Source organism: Microcoleus sp. Pol11C2, from assembly GCF_036701505.1.
Classification (GTDB): Bacteria; Cyanobacteriota; Cyanobacteriia; order Cyanobacteriales; family Microcoleaceae; genus Microcoleus.
On the sequence record NZ_JAUBQX010000065.1, the window covers coordinates 1 to 17,193 of the forward strand.

At 46.1% G+C, this 17,193-nt stretch carries 12 protein-coding genes and 1 pseudogene; 7 read left to right on the plus strand and 6 right to left on the minus strand.

Annotated features, from left to right (window positions below; all coding sequences use genetic code 11):
- Positions 1-97: 97 nt before the first annotated feature.
- The 3 genes and pseudogenes from QUA42_RS24675 to QUA42_RS24685 all read right to left on the minus strand — a co-directional run.
- Positions 98-356 (minus strand): annotated as a pseudogene (locus QUA42_RS24675) (hypothetical protein); the annotation flags it as partial.
- A gap of 96 nt (positions 357-452) precedes the next feature.
- The gene (locus QUA42_RS24680) at positions 453-875 is read right to left on the minus strand and encodes a DCC1-like thiol-disulfide oxidoreductase family protein (RefSeq protein WP_333140921.1); all 423 of its coding nucleotides are present in this window, start codon (positions 873-875) and stop codon (positions 453-455) included.
- An 84-nt stretch (positions 876-959) separates the two neighbouring features.
- On the minus strand, positions 960-4,031 hold the full coding sequence (locus QUA42_RS24685; protein ID WP_333140922.1) for a PAS domain S-box protein: 3,072 nt from the start codon (positions 4,029-4,031) through the stop codon (positions 960-962).
- A gap of 520 nt (positions 4,032-4,551) precedes the next feature.
- Here QUA42_RS24685 and QUA42_RS24690 point away from each other — a divergent pair.
- The 7 genes from QUA42_RS24690 (at position 4,552) to QUA42_RS24720 (ending at position 14,195) form a co-directional block, all read left to right on the plus strand.
- Positions 4,552-5,745: an NAD(P)/FAD-dependent oxidoreductase gene (locus QUA42_RS24690; RefSeq protein WP_333140924.1), complete on the plus strand. Its 1,194-nt coding sequence runs from the start codon at positions 4,552-4,554 to the stop codon at positions 5,743-5,745.
- Between the two features lie 178 nt (positions 5,746-5,923).
- Entirely contained in the window at positions 5,924-7,846 is a 1,923-nt protein-coding gene (locus QUA42_RS24695) for a S9 family peptidase (protein ID WP_333140926.1), read from the plus strand.
- Positions 7,847-7,849: 3 nt separating this feature from the next.
- Positions 7,850-8,566, plus strand: coding sequence for an HAD-IA family hydrolase (locus tag QUA42_RS24700; RefSeq protein WP_333140928.1), 717 nt, complete (start codon positions 7,850-7,852; stop codon positions 8,564-8,566).
- A 306-nt stretch (positions 8,567-8,872) separates the two neighbouring features.
- Positions 8,873-9,496 carry a DUF3859 domain-containing protein gene (locus tag QUA42_RS24705; protein WP_333140930.1) on the plus strand — a complete coding sequence of 208 codons (624 nt, stop codon included), beginning with the start codon at positions 8,873-8,875 and terminating at the stop codon, positions 9,494-9,496.
- On the plus strand, positions 9,497-11,254 hold the full coding sequence (locus tag QUA42_RS24710) for an asparagine synthetase B family protein (protein WP_333140932.1): 1,758 nt from the start codon (positions 9,497-9,499) through the stop codon (positions 11,252-11,254). It begins immediately after the preceding gene.
- Positions 11,255-11,486: 232 nt separating this feature from the next.
- A complete protein-coding gene (locus tag QUA42_RS24715) occupies positions 11,487-12,707 on the plus strand; it encodes an alanine racemase (RefSeq protein WP_333140933.1) in 1,221 nt (406 codons plus the stop codon).
- Positions 12,708-12,875: 168 nt separating this feature from the next.
- A complete protein-coding gene (locus tag QUA42_RS24720) occupies positions 12,876-14,195 on the plus strand; it encodes a hypothetical protein (RefSeq protein ID WP_333140935.1) in 1,320 nt (439 codons plus the stop codon).
- 57 nt (positions 14,196-14,252) lie between these two features.
- Here the strand turns inward: QUA42_RS24720 and QUA42_RS24725 are convergent, their stop codons facing one another.
- The 3 genes from QUA42_RS24725 to QUA42_RS24735 form a co-directional block, all read right to left on the minus strand.
- Positions 14,253-15,032, minus strand: a complete 780-nt coding sequence (locus QUA42_RS24725; protein ID WP_333140937.1) for an alpha/beta fold hydrolase — start codon at positions 15,030-15,032, stop codon at positions 14,253-14,255.
- 405 nt (positions 15,033-15,437) lie between these two features.
- Entirely contained in the window at positions 15,438-16,679 is a 1,242-nt protein-coding gene (gene argJ, locus QUA42_RS24730) for a bifunctional ornithine acetyltransferase/N-acetylglutamate synthase (protein ID WP_333140957.1), read from the minus strand.
- Between the two features lie 319 nt (positions 16,680-16,998).
- Positions 16,999-17,139: a hypothetical protein gene (locus QUA42_RS24735; RefSeq protein ID WP_333035219.1), complete on the minus strand. Its 141-nt coding sequence runs from the start codon at positions 17,137-17,139 to the stop codon at positions 16,999-17,001.
- Between the last annotated feature and the right edge of the window lie 54 nt (positions 17,140-17,193).

Genomic DNA, 17,193 nt, shown 5'->3' on the forward strand with positions numbered 1-17,193 from the left:
TCAAACGATATCTGTCATGATATAAATGTACCCAATAATCTGTATTTTTAACTACCAAATTAGATGCGCTTACCCTGATTAACTCGGCAGTTTTTGGATCGCTGTAAATCTTTTCTATAACAGTATCATCTACACTTAGTATTCCTCCTAGCAAGTTAATAATTTTCCCTATCTTGAATAAATCTTTCGGTTAATATCGCTCTCTCAATAAAAAGCGATTCACACCCTGAATGTGAAACGTCTCCCAATATTTCTGATAACCTGCTACAACCTCCCAACTTTGGCTCTGACAGTAAAAATAAGGTGTATAGGTGTAGATTGCATGGCGCTGTGGATGATTTAGTGATTTCTCTGATTGTCCGATACCTAGAAAGTAGAGGATCTATATTTATCAATTCAGTATTTTGTTATGCGGTCAATGCGTAACTCCTAGAAATAAGCTGGATTTGGTATTAGTCCCTATTATCGCAATGGTCGATCGACTTACAACCAACTGGATAAACAGATTTGTAAGTAGTCGATCGCTTGCCAAATAAAGTATAGCGGTTGTCGCGGACTTGTTCGTATACGCGATCGCCCATCCACTTCATCCCCGGCATTGCCCGGTAAGCCGCCACAAACACCTCCCCAGCAGGAAGTATGCGCCCGATTTCCTCCGCCGCATCGCTGCCCTGCCAGCGCCGTTCCGGGGTGTTGCTATCTATCAAAATCATCCCCATTTCGCAGTCTTGAGACGTAATCCCAAAGCGATTTAATTGCTCTAAATCTTGCATGGGAATATACTCAAACCGCTGGCCTTGGTCTAAGGTTTCTAGTAACTGTACCAAGGTAACGCACAGATTGCAATTGCCGTCGTAAATTACGTTGTAATTCATTTGATAACTTCCTAAATTGGGGATGAACTATTGCAGGAATTGCACCTTACTTACTAGCTGTAGGGTGCGTATTGGCGCACCTTACTAACTAACTATTTTGCCGACAGGAATCTCGATCGCAAATTCTGTGCCTTGACCCGGTGCAGAATCGCACTTAAGCAGACCGCCGTGTTTTTCCACCACAATTTGATAGCTGATAGACAGCCCCAAACCAGTACCTTTACCAGGTTCTTTCGTAGTAAAAAACGGATCGAACAGCCTTTTGTGAACATCTATCGGAATCCCCGGCCCGTTGTCAGCAATCCGAATCACAATATGAGAAGGATGCCGCCTTGAATCATCAGAAACAGCAGAATCTGCCTGCATCAAAGCATCCGGTTCATATTTTACATCCGTACAAATCCGCAGCGTCGGCGAGGGACAATAAGGAATAGGTGCCAGTTGTCCCTCTGCCCAGTGTCCAGTCTCCATTGCCTCTTCCAAAGCATCAATTGCATTGCCAATAATATTCATAAAAACCTGATTCAACTGTCCTGCATAACACTGTACGCGGGGCAAATTGCCGAACTCTTTGAGCAGCACAATTTTAGGACGCCCTGCCGTTTCTTTCAACCTGTGCTGCAAAATCAACAAAGTGCTTTCAATCCCTTCGTGAATATCCACCTGCTTTTGTTCGGCTTCATCTAATCGCGAAAAATTCTTTAATGACAGCACAATTTGGCGAATTCGCTCGGCTCCCATTTTCATAGAATTTAACAGGTTCGGCAAATCTTTGAGCAGAAAATTTAAATCTACATCATCTATCTCTTGTTGAATTGCCGGTGTTGGGTTCGGGTATTCCTGCTGGTAAAGTTGCAGCATTTTTAGCAAGTCTTTAAAGTAATCGTCAGCGTGCATGACGTTGCCGTAAATAAAGCTAACTGGATTGTTTATTTCGTGAGCAACGCCAGCGACTAATTGCCCCAAACTTACCATTTTTTCATTTTGAACCATCATGCTTTGAGTTTTATGCACGTCCCGTAGGGCTTTTGCCAATTCTAGATTTTTAGCCCTCAATTGACTTTCGGAAAGCTGCACCGCTTCTTCGGCGTGTTTGCGGTTGGTAATATCTTTGCGAATTGCTACATATTGATGAGGTTCTCCGCTGGTATTTAAGCAAGGTACAATCGTAGTATCCAACCAGAATAATGTACCGTCTTTAGCTTGATTTTTCATTTCTCCCCGCCAAACCTTTCCCTGGCGGATGGTTGACCAAAGCTGCTTAAAAAACTCGGCTGGGTGATAACCCGAATTAACCAGTCTGTGGGTTTTGCCGATCAGTTCTTCTCGGGAATATTTAAATAGTTCGCAAAATTGATCGTTGACATAGGTAATGGATCCAAATTCGTCGGTATTAGAGACAATCGCCGATTGATCCAAAGCAAATTTTTCAAATTCCAACTCTTTGAGAGTTTGGCGCAATTCTGCTTCGGCTTGTTTGCGATCGCTAATATCGGTAATCATCCGCAACACCCCGGAAAATTCGCCCTCAGCGTCGAACATCGGCGTCGCCGACACGATCGCCCACAAGTGAGATCCGTCTTTCCGAGTAAACTTAAAATCGTGGCGTTCGCGAATGCCTTCCCGCCTGCGCTGGACGTAACTTTCTGCTATTTCCCTAGATTCGCAGTCCATAAACTCAAATAGCGATCGCCCCAGCATTTCCTCTACAGTATACCCCAGCATTTCGCCCATTCGAGAGTTAGCAAAAGTCGTGATGCTTTCGCGGTCAAACATCCAGACGCCCTCCGAAGCCGTCTCGACAATGCAGCGGTAATAACTCTCGCTTTCCCTGACGGTTGCCTCTGCTTGCTTGCGATCCGTAATATCAGTTTGCACCGCAATAAAACCTTCGAGTTCACCATTTTCTTGATAAATGGGGGCGATCGAAAGCGCCACCCAATAACCCCTTCCATTCTTTTTGTAATTGTAGATTTCCTGATTAAACGGCACCCCCGCAGACAAAGCCGATCGCAGTTGAGCAATAGTTAGCGGGTCTGTTTGAGGGCCTTGCAGTACATCACCCGGTTTTTTGCCCTGCATTTCTGCCAGCACGTAACCGCTAATCCGAGTAAATCCTTCATTCACCCATTCAATGCAGCCTTGAGCATCAGTAATAATCACGCCATTTTGCGTTTTTTGAGCCACAATGGCCAAGCGCGACAATTCAGTTTCAGTTTTTTTGCTTTCCGTAATATCTTCAGCAATACCCAAAATGTACTTAGGCGCGCCAGAATCGTCAAACAAAGGAACTTTTTTCGTGTGTAAAATCCGCTTTCCCAGGCGCGGAAGTTCGAGAGTTTGTTCGGGCAAATCGACGCCTTTTCTCGTTGCAAATACTTCTAAATCTTGTGCTTGCAAGTAATTTGCCTGCTCTGACTCCAAAAAGCCAGCAGCATTGTTTAAGAGCACTTCATCGCTGGAATAGCCAAACAATTCTTCGCTAGCAGTATTCCAATAAATAAATTTTTGCTTTACCGCATCTTTAATAAAGACACTAATCGGCAGATTTTGCAGTACCGCATTGAGAAAATCTTGAGTGTTTCGCAGATTTTCCTCAGCTCGCTTTCGTTCAGTAATATCCAAAATCACTCCGTCGAGATAAACAACCCGACACAGAGAATTGGCGGGCGAAACCGGCGAAACCACCGCCGACAAAAAGCCCTGAATTTCCCCTTGTTCCTCTTGTTTTCCTCTAGGCTCTTCCGCCTCGCAGCAAACAGCTTTGCCTTTTTCGTAAACCCACCTAATTTCGCCGTCAGCCCGGACAATCCGGTATTCAAGGATGTACGAAGTTCTGGTTGCTACACTTTTTTTGACAGTAGCATCCACATTTTTGCGGTCTTGAGGATGGATAATGCTGGAAAAAGAACGGACGCGATCGTTGATAAAATCAGAAGAGGGATAGCCTGATATTTCTTGAACAGCCTCGCTCAAAAACGCCATTGTCCGTGTTAATTCCCCGGCGTCCGTATACTCGCAGGTACAGCGATAGACAGCACCGGGAATATTAGCTACTAAATTTTTATATCGTTCTTCGCTTTTTAACAAAGATGAGCCGTCTTCGCTATTATGATCGCCGTTCTTAAATTTTGAAGAATTGGAAGAAATTTGCATGGTTTTTTTTTCACTTGTGAGTGCGGGGGCAAGTGTTAGCGTAGATGACCCTATAAAAAGTGAATTTAATTTGCGTAACAATTCGTTATAAACTAATATAGTACAAAATTAGTTCTGCGAACATTCAGAAAATTTGAGGGTGGCTAATAGGTAGAGCTAATCAAGGCTAGAGATGTAGAAAACACTTCGCCAACGAATTTTCTAACGAATTTAAAGGATTTAACTGAGATGTTCCACCATTCTCCATAAGCCTTTTAGGGGCGTGCTAGAAGGGCCCACCGCACAAGAAATTCATTCTTTGTGGAACAGGCCCGAAAGCCTGTTAAGTGAGAATGGTGCAAGATGTGAGTTTAACGGATTTAAGGAATGGATGTTGAGGATCGAGGGAAAGAGCGAAGATTTTCCCACTTTCCCACTCTCCGACTCTCCCACTCCCCCACTCTCCCCCTTCCCCACTCCCTCACTCTCGTTAGAATAAGATAAGTTTCCTTGCTACCGTGAGCCCCTCAAACAAAACACCATGACTCAACAACAACCCCGGATTTGCATTCTCGGCGGAGGCTTCGGCGGACTCTACACAGCCCTGCGCTTGAGTCAGTTACCCTTCTCCAAAACCGAAAAACCCGAAATTGTCCTAGTTGACCGCCGCGATCGATTTTTGTTCGTTCCCCTGCTGTACGAACTCCTGACCGGCGAACTCCAAACCTGGGAAATTGCCCCACCGTTTGCCGAACTCTTGGAAAACACAGGTGTGCGCTTTTGTCAAGGTACTGTCTCCGGCATCGATGTGGAGGAAAAGCGAGTGCAGTTGCACGACGGCCCAGAAATTCCGTGCGATCGCCTGGTTTTAGCTTTAGGCGGCAAAACCCCTCTAGATATGGTCAAGGGTGCGGTTGAATATGCTTACTCATTTCGCACTCTCGACGACGCCTACCGCTTAGAAGAAAGACTGCGGTTTTTAGAAGCCAGCAACAACGACAAAATTCGGGTTGCGATCGTCGGCGCCGGTTATTCAGGAGTAGAATTAGCTTGTAAATTAGCCGATCGACTCGGAGAAAAAGGTCGCGTGCGGTTAGTTGAGCAAAGCGACATGATTCTGCGGACATCACCGGAGTTTAACCGCGAAGCCGCCAGCCAAGCTTTAGAAAAACGGAAAGTGTGGATCGACTTAGAAACAGAAGTAGAGGCGATCGAAGCAGACACAATATCCTTACTTTACAAAGGACAATTAGATGTTCTCCCCGTAGACATAGTGCTGTGGACAGTAGGAACTCAAGTTAGTCAAGCAGTGCGATCGCTACCCCTCAAACAAAACCAGCGCGGTCAATTAATCGTCAATCCGCAGATGCAAATTATCGACCATCCAGATATATTTGCCTTGGGAGACTTAGCTGAATGTTACGATGCAACTGGTCAAAAAGTCCCCGGAACAGCCCAAACAGCCTTCCAGCAAGCTGACTACACCGCCTGGAACATTTGGGCCTCCCTCACCGGCCGCCCATTACTTCCTTTCCGCTATCAGCCGCTAGGAGAAATGATGACATTAGGAATTGACAACGCAACCCTCGCCGGTTTAGGAATTAAACTCGACGGACAACTAGCCCACATTGCTCGCCGCTTAGCTTATCTCTATCGGATGCCAACATTTGACCATCAACTAAAAGTTGGTTTCAATTGGATTAGTAAACCGATTCAGGATTTGCTTAAAAGTTAGTTGATTGTAGACTGTTAACTGTTGACAGTTGACGGTTTATTATTGATTGTAGAACTTATGAGGGCGGTTCCGAAACCGGGTTTTTCACGAAAATACTTCACTACTACGCGCATATTTGGTAAAAACCTGGTTTTTTCTGTCGGAGTCTAGATTCAGAGAATATTAGGCACGAGAAAAAATGCAAAATTCCACATTTCAACAGCCAAAAACTGAAATTCCACCGTTGATAGAGCGGGAGATTCTGTTCGGAAATCCTGAAAAAACCCGCCCCCAACTTTCACCCGACGGCAAGTATCTCGCCTACATTGCACCAGATGAACACAACGTTTTGCAAGTGCAATTGCGTACCGTCGGTCAAGCAGACGATCGTCAACTGACAGCAGATAAAAAACGAGGCATTCGCATCTTTTACTGGACTTACAGCGGCGAAGAACTCATTTATCAGCAAGATATTGATGGTGATGAAAAATGGCATTTATTCTCAGTCAATATCCAGTCAAACCTGGTTCGCGACTTGACACCATTTCAAGGTGTTCGATCTCAGCCGATCGCCCTTGACCGCAACTTCCCTAATGAAATTTTAGTGGAAATGAACATCCGCGATCGCCGCAAACACGATGTTTACCGCATCAACCTGCAAAACGGTGCCGTTGAACTCGACACCGACAACCCCGGTAACATCATGGGTTGGACTTGGATTGCTGACGCCCAATTTCAAGTGCGGGCGGCGACAGCCACAAATGCCGACGGCAGTACAGAATTGCTATTTCGAGAAACTGCCGATAAGTCTTGGGAAAGCTTGCGACGCTGGGGGCCCGATGAGGAAGGCGGTGCCGTCATGTTCTCAGAAAACGGCAAAATTCTTTACATCATCGGCAATCACGATGCTAACGCCAAACGTTCGATCGCACTAGACTTGGAAACCAAACAAGAAACTGATATCGCCTCTGATCCAGAATACGATGTCGGCGATATTGTGATACACCCGACCAACCGAGAGATTCAAGCAGTTTCCTTCTACAAAGACAAGCAAGAGTGGCAAATTTTAGATCAAAGCATAGCAGAGGATTTTGAGAATCTCGGCAAATTTCGTCCCGGCGAATTCGACATCACCAGTCGCAACCTCGCCGACACTACTTGGCTAATTGCTTACAGGACAGACGACGGCCCAGTCTACTACTATACCTACGATCGCACTTCCAAAACTTTCACCTTTCTATTCAGCAACCAACCCAAACTCGAAGGGCTACAACTATCATCAATGGAACCCATTTCTTACACCACAAGAGATGGTTTAACCATTCACGGCTACCTGACAAAACCGGTTGGTGTCTCAACACCCGTACCGACAGTCTTGCTGGTTCACGGTGGCCCCTGGGCACGCGATACCTGGGGTTACAATCCACAAGCCCAATGGCTGGCAAACCGAGGTTACGGCGTTTTGCAAATCAATTTTCGCGGTTCGACCGGTTACGGCAAAGCCTTTCTTAATGCCGGCAATCGCGAATGGGCGGCTAAGATGCACGACGACTTGCTAGATGGGGTTAATTGGCTGGTAGAAACAGGAATTGCCCAACAGGATAAAATTGCGATTATGGGCGGTTCTTACGGCGGTTATGCCGCCTTAGTGGGATTGACTTTTAGTCCCGCTGTTTTTGCCTGCGCAGTCGATATTGTCGGGCCAAGCAATTTGATTACGCTGCTGCAAACGATTCCCCCTTACTGGGAACCGAGAAAAGCAAGTCTGTATCACCGCGTGGGCAATTTGGAAACAGAACCAGAGTTTTTGAAATCGATCTCGCCTTTATCTTTTGTCGATCGCATTCAGAAACCTTTACTCATCGCCCAAGGCGCTAACGACCCGCGAGTTAAATTAGCAGAAAGCGAGCAAATTGTCAATGCCATGAAGCAAGCCGGCAAACCTGTAGAATACGTGCTTTATACAGATGAAGGACACGGATTTGCGCGGCCCGAAAATCGGCTGCACTTTTTTGCGATCGCCGAAGAATTTCTCGCCAAATATTTAGGCGGTCGATTTGAACCTGCGGGCAATATTGGCAATCATTCCGGTGTGATAAATCCGCCAACAACTAACAACTGACTAATGACTAAAGTTATTTTTTTAGATGCCGCCGGTACATTGTTTGACGTTCGCGGCAGCGTCGGCGAAGTTTACCAAAAATTAGCCAATAGTTTTGGAGTAGCAGTTAATAGCGAAGAGTTAAATGCTGCATTTTTCCAAAGTTTTGCTTCAGCAAGTCCGATGGCATTTCCAGGGATAGAATTAGCAAAAATTCCCCAATTAGAATTTGAATGGTGGCAAACAGTTTCCGCTAAAGCCTTCCAGATAGCAGGTGTTTATCACCAATTTTCCGATTTTCCTAATTTCTTTGCTCAACTCTACGCTCATTTTGCCACCGCCGAACCTTGGTTCGTGTATCCCGACGTATTGCCAGCATTAAATAAGTGGCAGCAACAAGGAATTGAATTAGCAGTAGTATCGAATTTCGATTCCCGAATTTATCCAGTATTAAAAGCACTAAATTTAGCCGAATATTTCACATCAGTAACAATTTCTACCGAGGTGGGTGCAGCAAAACCAGACTCTCAAATTTTTACTGCGGCTTTGCAAAAGCACAACTGCACTGCCGAGAATGTGTTGCATATCGGCGACAGCTTCAAGGCTGATTATTGTGGTGCTAAAAATGCGGGATTAAACGCAATTTGGTTGAATCGCCAACAGGAAAAAATAGATTCAGGAAAGTTGAATTTAACTGATTTCCAAAAAGTAGAAGAGTTTCCTAGTCTGGATTTTATATAATAAGTCAGTCCGGGACACACTCCGACAAAGAAACCGGGTTTTTTACATGATAGGCGGGTCGCAACGCCTCTTTTCGTAAAAAAACCCGGTTTCGCATGAGTGCCGATGCGTCCAGGACTATAAATATGAATTTTATGAGGTTAAGGTTATGATTTTTATGAATTGACTTAGAAAGCTGTTTATTGAATAATAAGATTAATTTAACCGCAGAGAGCGCAGAGGGCGCTGAGTTAGAGAAGAGAGAGGCGATCGCTATATTTAACTTTATAGTGGGAAAGAACATTACAGATACTAATAGTGAACTTTATGGAAACTCGGCTCACTCAAACTCAGTTAGCACAGGTAGTCGCTGAAATCGACAAGTTATCGCAGCAGCGCGAGTTAGAATTGGAGCCCGATCAGGTAAGAGAAATTTTACGAGAGTTGAATCTTCCTGATGAGCTTTTAGAAGATGCGATCGCCCAAATGCGCCGCCGCGAAGTCCTAGAAAAACAGCAGCGACGCAACCGTTCGATCGCGATCGCCTCGACAGTTGTTGTCATTTCTGCGATCGGTATAGGCGTACTGTTAGGGCAAAATCAGCAGCAGCAAACTGCTCAAATTGTCGCAGGAGAAGACCGAATTGCCCTATCTCAAAAGGGCGGTGACAGCCTTACTCAAGTCAACCGTCAAATCAACCCCCGCATCTACTACCAGGTGACGTTGCAAAATGCCCCGATCGGTCGTGAGTTGTCTTTACAATGCGACTGGATTAATTCTAGCGGTCAAACTGTGCATCAGGGCAGGTATCAAACTCGCACGATCGATACTGCGGTTTGGAATACCCACTGTTTTTACGATCTCGGATCTGCTGCAGCCCCAGGCAAATGGGAAGTTCGGATGTCCCTGGATGGACGCGCGATCAGCAGTGAACCTTTCACGGTGAAATAGATGGGTGCGATCGACAAACCTTCACATTTCATAGGCTACTGGGGACTGGACGATCGCACAAAAACGCTCAGCCGTTTAGCCCCAGATTACTGCATTCGGCAGGGCAAATTATCAGAGTGGGCGATCGCCTCTGCATCTGTACTCACGGCTGACACAGTGACGCTGAATGCTTGCGGGCGATTTCAGCCAACCGATTTACCGGGAGATGCTTGGGCGGCGGTAGAAGCGAAACAGCTACGGCTGGGGCGTGATCCGTTTGGGCGAGTGCCGCTTTACTGGATGCAGTTGGGAGAAACGATTTGGTTTTCGACGCGGATGCAATTGCTGCTACCGCTGATTGCTTCCCCTCCAATTAGCCCGATCGCCCTCCACAGTTATGCTTGTTTTTCCTACGTGCCCACGCCGTTAACGCCGATCGACCAAATTGCATCCGTAGCAGCCGGAACGGAGATGATTTGGGAAATCGCCGATGTTAACGATCGGCCGAAAGTACGCGCGGCGAAGCTATCCTCTAGGGAATCGCTGCAATCGGCTTGGCAAGAAGCGCCCCAATTACTGCGCCGTGAGGATGAGGCGATCGCACAATTGCAAGGGCTGTTGCAACAGGCGATCGATCGACAAGTGGCCGATTTGCCGATCGACGAACCCGTGGGCGTTTTACTCTCCGGTGGCATCGATTCTTCCCTGGTGACGGCGCTGCTAGTGAAAGCAGGCTTGCAGGTGCGCGCCTATGCCCTCGATTTTGGTGTCGAAGCCTATTCCGAACTGCCCTACGCCCAACAGGTGGCGGACTTTTTCCAGATTCCGCTGATCCGAGTGGCGGCGACGGGCGATGCAGTGTTGCGGGCGATCGGGCCAACCGCCAAAGCGCTCGATTTACCCTATGGAGATGGCACAACAGCCCCGCTGTTTTTGCTCAAACAGGCGGCGGCGCAAGACGTGCGAGTTGTATTCAATGGCGAGAATGGCGATCAGCTATTTGCTGGATGGACGAACAAGCCTTTGATTGCACACGGAGTTTACAGTGCACAACATCCCGCCGGAGGAGAAACTTTTGAACAGCAGTATTTGCGGACATTTCAGCGATTTTATGGTTATGAAAAACAGATTTTTTCGCCAGAAATGCTCGATCGCATCCAGTCTCACGATTTGAGCGTTTACCTGCAAGACGCGATCGAGCCCGAAACCTGTCCTTCCCTGCTAGCGAGGCTACGGCGGGCTTCGCTGATGCTCAAAGGTGCCCAAAATATTCAGCCGAGGGCAACGGCATTGGCGTTTGCTTGCGGTTTGTGGGTGCGATCGCCCTTCTGCGACCCCGACCTTACAGCATGGACGTTTCAACTGCCAGGAGAGCTGCTGCTGCAAGGTGCGTGCGAAAAATACATCCTCAAAAAAGCGTCCGAACGCTGGCTGCCGCCGGAAATTGTCTGGCGGGAAAAGCGCGGGATGGGTGTGCCGTTGAAAGTTTGGTATTACCGGGAGTTTTGGGCTGCGATCGGCGATCGGCTGAATCCGAATCGGTTGCGATCGCAAAATTGCTGGCAGCCCCATTTAGCCGACGCGATGTTATCGGGACAACTCGGAGTTGCTATGCGCGATCGCTATATTGGCAATAATCTCTGGCTGCTGCTGATGTGGCAGGCATGGCGAACCGAGGTTTTAGGCGAAATTCCGGTTAAGCGATCGCTCGATCATGTGTTTTGGTTGCCACCGGCGATCGGGCAGCGCATTTGGAAATATCGCAGGAGGCTAGAATGAGCTCATCTCAAATCCGCGCTGCATCGGTATTCTTCATATCTCTCTTGTTTTCATCTGCGTGAATCTGCGTCTATCTCTTGTCATCTGCAGTGAATAAATTCTCTTGTTTTAACCGCAGATGAGGGCAGATTAACACAGATTAACGCAGATGAATTAGATCAATTTTGGTTGCACAATTCGTGATTATTAATTGTTGAATCGATTTTACAATTCCTATACTAACGGATGTAATATGACAGAATCTTTGTTACAGAATGAAACCAAAATACATTCGCCGCCGTTCTCGGAAGCATTAGCCAAGCGACTTTTGTCAACTTATGGTTCGCCCTTATATGTGTATCAGGCCGAGATCCTCAGTCAGACTCTTGAGCATATTACGCGATCGATCGACTATCCCCACGTTCAGTTTCATTTTGCTAGCGTCACCAACGGCAATATTGCTCTGTTGCAATTGATTCAACAAGCTGGTTGGGGGCTACACGCGAATACACCGGGGGATGTGTTTTTGGGACTGAAAGCGGGTTTTACGAGCGATCGCATTGTCTACACAGGCAGTAACCTCAACAGGGCGGATATTCAGCAATTGATTGAATGGAAGATCGATCGATTCAATTTCGATAGTCTGTCGCAACTCCAGGATTTTTGCGAATATTCGCGCCGTCAACCGCGATCGATCCGTGCCGAAATCGGACTGCGCCTCAACTCACCGGAATTGACAGGAGACAGTCGGATTGGAGTGCGTCCCGCCGAATTCGAGAAGGCCAACGAAATCGCGCAGCAGCAGGGGTTGAGGATTACCGGATTGCATTTTTATCGGGGGACAGGAACGAACGCCACGAGTGCTTTTACGCAGGCGATCGATCAGCTAATTGCGATCGCCCAACAGTTACCCGATTGGAAAACCCTCGATTTTGGCGGTGGTTTTGGCTATCCCTATCGAGGCGGTGCGGTGTTTGACTGGCGGGAGTTTGGTGCGGCGATTACTGAACGATTGAGTACGCTATCTCGCCCGATCGAGTTGGTGATTGAACCGGGACGATCGGCGATCGCAGGTTGTGGCGTTTTGCTTGCGAAAGTTGTGTCGGTGAAGTGGTTGGGCAATCGGCAAATTGTCGGGGTGGATACGACTGTATCAAATCTATCGGTGCCTGCGGTACACGGGGGCTATCGGGCGATCGCAACTTGGGAAACCGACGATGTATCGCGACATGAAACGGATATTTGCGGCAACACGACTTATTCGCGGGATTATTTGGGGCGTAACTGTTGGCTACCGAAACTCAAAATTGGAGATGCGATCCTGATTTTGGATAGTGGGGCTTACGGCTATGCGATGTCGTCGCATTTTCTGCACCGCCCCCGCCCTGCTGAGGTGTTGATTGATGCTAAGGGCGATCGATTAATTCGACAGCGAGAAGACTATTCTATCTTGTTAAACGGGCAAATCTTTTAATAGGGTATTGGGCATTGGGCATTGGGCATTGGGAATAGTTTCTTCCTTCTTCCTTCTACTTATTATCTCTCTTATCTTCCTCTGCGCCCTCTGCGGCCTCTGCGGTAAAATCATTCCAAAACAACCCCCAATAATATAAATCCATTAACTTAATCAGGAGTAACCGAAATGGGAATGAAATGCGTCCAGTGTAACACCGACAACATTTTGAGCGATCGTACCAGGAACTCAGGTCGCTGTAAACGGTGCAACCATCCGTTTGTCTTTGAACCGACTACCGTCACTGATAAAAAGTTGGCATTCACCGATCCGTTTTTCAAAAAGGCGATCGAAAATATTTCTAGCCAAAATATGTCGTTTTTTACGCACAAACAGTTTTTGTATTTTATTGACCAAAAGCTTAAATATCGCGCTCCCGATAATAGTTGGCTTTTTCTATACTTCTTTTTTAGCGTATTTGCGGGAACCTTCGGCATTCCCTTCGCTCTTACTATTTTTCCCTCACAATTCGCAGTTATTATTGTCTTCGCTCTCTACAATTTGATTTGGATATGGCTAGGTTTCAACTACATCAAATCTCCTGAACAAGGTAGTCGCCGCAGAAGAAGTCATGCTAAAAACCTCCAGATCTTAGGAATAATTATTTTAGTGATAGGCATTTCAGGAAGCCTGATATTTGATTATTTTCCAGGATACATCGTAGCGATTACACTAGGGCTATTTTCCTATGGGCTGGGCATTTCACAAAAAAATCGCCCACAGATAACGGGTGAAATATTTCTCGTTAATCAAGCGCAGAGCGATAAATGGCTGCAAGACTGGCAAAAGGTGAACGGCGCATTAGAAAAACTGCTGCCTGCACCTCGCCAAGACGCTTTGCCCGCAACCATCGATCCCGAAGTTAGGGCCTACAGCTTCGATCGCGCCATCATCTGCGACAGCGACGAAATCGCTCAATTCCTGATTGCCAACAACGTCCATTTTGAAAACAACTGCGCCATTCTTAGTATTAGTGGCTATCCCCAAAGCATCTTCGACACAGTAATCGAAATGCTGCGACGCAATGCCGATTTAAAAGTCTATGCGCTGCACGATGCGAACCCTGCTGGAGTTAGTTTAGTACATCAATTACAAACCAGTCCAAACTGGTTTGCCAATCAAGCCGTCACGATTTTGGATTTGGGAATTTCTCCCCGTCAAATCTTAGCAACCCGTGATATGTTTGTACAGCAATCTCAAACAATGGCACAAACCGCCCGTCAATTACCCGACGCTGTAAGGCAAGGTTTAACAGCAGAAGAACTAGCGTGGCTGGATACAGGCAATTTTGTGGAATTAGAATCGTTTACGCCGCAGCGGTTGTTGCGCGTGGTGAATTATGGACTTGCCCAGAGTGGCGATCCGCAGACCAATGACGGCTTAATATTAGTGGATAATGCTGTCGGGTATGGTGGTGGCGATGTGTTTGTCTCCGATAGTTTTGGTTAGGGCGTGTTTTCAAACTTTGTAATCAAATAAGAAATATAAACCCAAGAAGAAGTATTTTCATTTCGTTGCATTAACATCCTGAATGTATTTTTTCAGACCATCCCTAAAATGAGGACTTTCAATCATGTCTGAGATATTATCATGCCCAAAACCTGGAATTAAAAGAAGTTGCTTGGGATGAGGTGCTGCATCATAAAGCTTTTGACTCATACTAGCTGGATTTGACCGATCGGAAGTACCATGAACGATTAAAATAGGTATTTTTAGAGATGCAACCTTGCTAAGGGAGTCAAATCTTTGATTTAATATCCATGAAATTGGAAACATTCTATAACCTAAATGAAGTACCTCTTCCTGCATAGAGGTAAAAGAACTGACAACAATCAGTCCCGCTATACTTGGCTCTTTAACTGCTAAATTAATCGCAACTGCTCCACCTAAAGAAACCCCAAATAAATAAATTTTTTGGTATGCAATCTTTCTCTTTTCAGTTAAATATTTTAAAGAATTGGCTGCATCTTCATAAATGCTCAATTCAGAGGGAAAATCTCCCCCGCTTTGACCATAACCTCGGTAATCAAATATAAAGACAGAAAATCCTAGTTTGTTGAGCTGTGCCACATCTCGAATATAAATCGGATTGCTAATATTTGTTCCCGACCCATGAAAATATAGAATAGTTCCAACTTCTGTATCTGGTTTTAACGATGGAATAAACCACCCATGTAATTTGTCTGGTGAATTAGACCTAGAGTTTTCCAAAAACGAAACTTCTTCATATTTGAGATTAAAATTTGAGGGTAATTCTAAAGTGTCAAAGGTCGGTTTAAAAATCATTTGTCTCTGCCGAATAAGCAGAAACCCACAAGCGCCTATATACACTGTTAGAAAAATTGTTCCCATAAGCATTAGCAATTCTTGGAAAAGGTGATACATTAGACTTATTGGTAATAAGTTTAAAAAGCCTTGAAAGTTAGTCTGAATAAGATTTTTAGCTATTATCTTTAGTGAAAATCATAGAACGCTGCTTGGCTCGGTGTAAGAGCTTTAGCGATTTTCAAAGGAGAAGGGAAAAAAACAGAGATTTACTCGCTGAACATCGGTTTCAGATTTTTTGATTTCCCCCCACGGGGGGAAGTTTAGTTTAAATTGTGTGAAATTTGCCTTGAACCCCCTCTCATCTGGTTTTGTTTGTGTAGGCGCGGTTTCTAACCGCCCGGACTTCTAACGGTCTGGACTTATTTAAGTCGTATACTCCGCATTAATCTTCACGTAGTCGTAACTCAAATCGCATCCCCAAGCTTTCGCAAAACCGCTGCCATTCCCGACACTAACCTGAATTACAACCGTATCAGCCTTCAAATATTCCCCCTCCGCAGCCGCTTTCATATAATTACTTGCAGCAGCGCGATCGAACTCTTTAGGTTGTCCGTTTTCCATCATCAAAAAATCCCCCAATTGAATCCGCAAATTCTCTTGATCGAAAGGTACACCAGCGCGCCCAGCCGCCGCCGCAATTCTGCCCCAATTCGGGTCGCGTCCGAAAATAGCAGCTTTCACCAAAGAAGAACCGACAATTGTTTTGGCAATTTTACTTGCAGAAACTTCATCCAGCGCGCCACTAACTTGCACTTCTACCAAACAAGTTGCACCTTCGCCGTCACGGGCGATCGCCTTTGCTAAATGCACGCAAACTTCTGTCAGCATCCCCTCTAATTTTTCAGCATCTGCCCCCATTTCTGTAATTGCCGGTGTGCGGGATTGACCATTCGCCAAAGCAATTAGCGAATCGTTGGTACTGGTATCGCCGTCAACTGTAATTTGATTGAAACTTCTGTTAGCCGCCCGACTCAGCATTTCTTGCCACAAATGCGATGACACTGCTGCATCGCAAGTTACAAATGCTAGCATTGTTGCCATATTCGGGTGAATCATTCCCGAACCTTTGCAAATCCCGCCGATACGCACGGGTCGATCGCCAAACATGGTTTCCAGGGCGATCGTTTTCGGCACTAAATCAGTCGTACAAATAGCCTTAGCCGCCGCATCGGAACCAGTTTCCGATGCCTCAGCAACTAATCGGGGAATTCCCGCCCTCAGCGGCTCCATTTTTATCCGCTGTCCGATGACGCCAGTGGAGGCCAAAAGAATAGATTCTGGAGGAATATTCAGCGCTTCTCCCAACAATTTGGCACTTTCGAGGGCATCTGCCAAACCTTGTTCGCCAGTAGCAGCATTAGCTTGTCCCGCATTGCACAAAATTGCTTTGGCGCTGGGTTTAGCTTGCAAACGCTGGCGGCAGTAGTCCACGCAAGCGGCCCGGACAGTCGATGTGGTGAAGACTCCGGCGGCGATCGCGTCCACCTCTGACAAAATTAAACTTAAATCCGGCAAGCCTGAAGGCTTCAAACCCGCTGTAATTCCCGATGCTCGATACCCTCTGGGTGCTGTAACTCCGCCGTCAATTTCTTTCCAGTCCGACATCATGACCTCCCTACTAGCCTTCAATCTGCTGAAAGGGGATTATATCAAGTTTCTCGGCACAAACGTCTTTTATGGTTTGTGATGTATACTTTTGAGGCTATCCCACTCTGGTTTAGCTCACCCTTTGCTCAAACGGCTCTCTATACAAGCAGTACGAGCGAGATATTACCAATTCCCAATTCCCCATAAAACTAATCGCGACTTTCAATCTAGAGTTAGAACTCAAGAAGAAGTCGCGACGGTTTTGTAATTGACATTATTAATTTTTAGCTGGCAAACAACAAACTAGATTCAACTATCTCGCCGTTGAAAAAAGGAGTTATTTGCGATCAATATTCGCTGGAGAACCAGCATCTAAACCCACTTCAGCAGCCACACGGCTCAGCATGGATTCCTGACGGTTTTTGACTACGTGTTGATGGCGCATCATCAGGTTGCGGGCTTGTTCTTGAGTTGACATAACTGATTTCTCCAAATTATAGGTAATAACTTCGTAGACAATTGTCGAAATTGA

Coding starts and splice junctions, on each gene's coding strand:
- QUA42_RS24720 (WP_333140935.1), top strand. CDS start 12,876: ATGGGAATGAAATGCGTCCAGTGTAACACCGACAACATTTTGAGCGAT.
- argJ (WP_333140957.1), bottom strand. CDS start 16,679: ATGTCGGACTGGAAAGAAATTGACGGCGGAGTTACAGCACCCAGAGGG.
- QUA42_RS24680 (WP_333140921.1), bottom strand. CDS start 875: ATGAATTACAACGTAATTTACGACGGCAATTGCAATCTGTGCGTTACC.
- QUA42_RS24710 (WP_333140932.1), top strand. CDS start 9,497: ATGGGTGCGATCGACAAACCTTCACATTTCATAGGCTACTGGGGACTG.
- QUA42_RS24715 (WP_333140933.1), top strand. CDS start 11,487: ATGACAGAATCTTTGTTACAGAATGAAACCAAAATACATTCGCCGCCG.
- QUA42_RS24705 (WP_333140930.1), top strand. CDS start 8,873: ATGGAAACTCGGCTCACTCAAACTCAGTTAGCACAGGTAGTCGCTGAA.
- QUA42_RS24685 (WP_333140922.1), bottom strand. CDS start 4,031: ATGCAAATTTCTTCCAATTCTTCAAAATTTAAGAACGGCGATCATAAT.
- QUA42_RS24695 (WP_333140926.1), top strand. CDS start 5,924: ATGCAAAATTCCACATTTCAACAGCCAAAAACTGAAATTCCACCGTTG.
- QUA42_RS24725 (WP_333140937.1), bottom strand. CDS start 15,032: ATGATTTTTAAACCGACCTTTGACACTTTAGAATTACCCTCAAATTTT.
- QUA42_RS24735 (WP_333035219.1), bottom strand. CDS start 17,139: ATGTCAACTCAAGAACAAGCCCGCAACCTGATGATGCGCCATCAACAC.
- QUA42_RS24690 (WP_333140924.1), top strand. CDS start 4,552: ATGACTCAACAACAACCCCGGATTTGCATTCTCGGCGGAGGCTTCGGC.
- QUA42_RS24700 (WP_333140928.1), top strand. CDS start 7,850: ATGACTAAAGTTATTTTTTTAGATGCCGCCGGTACATTGTTTGACGTT.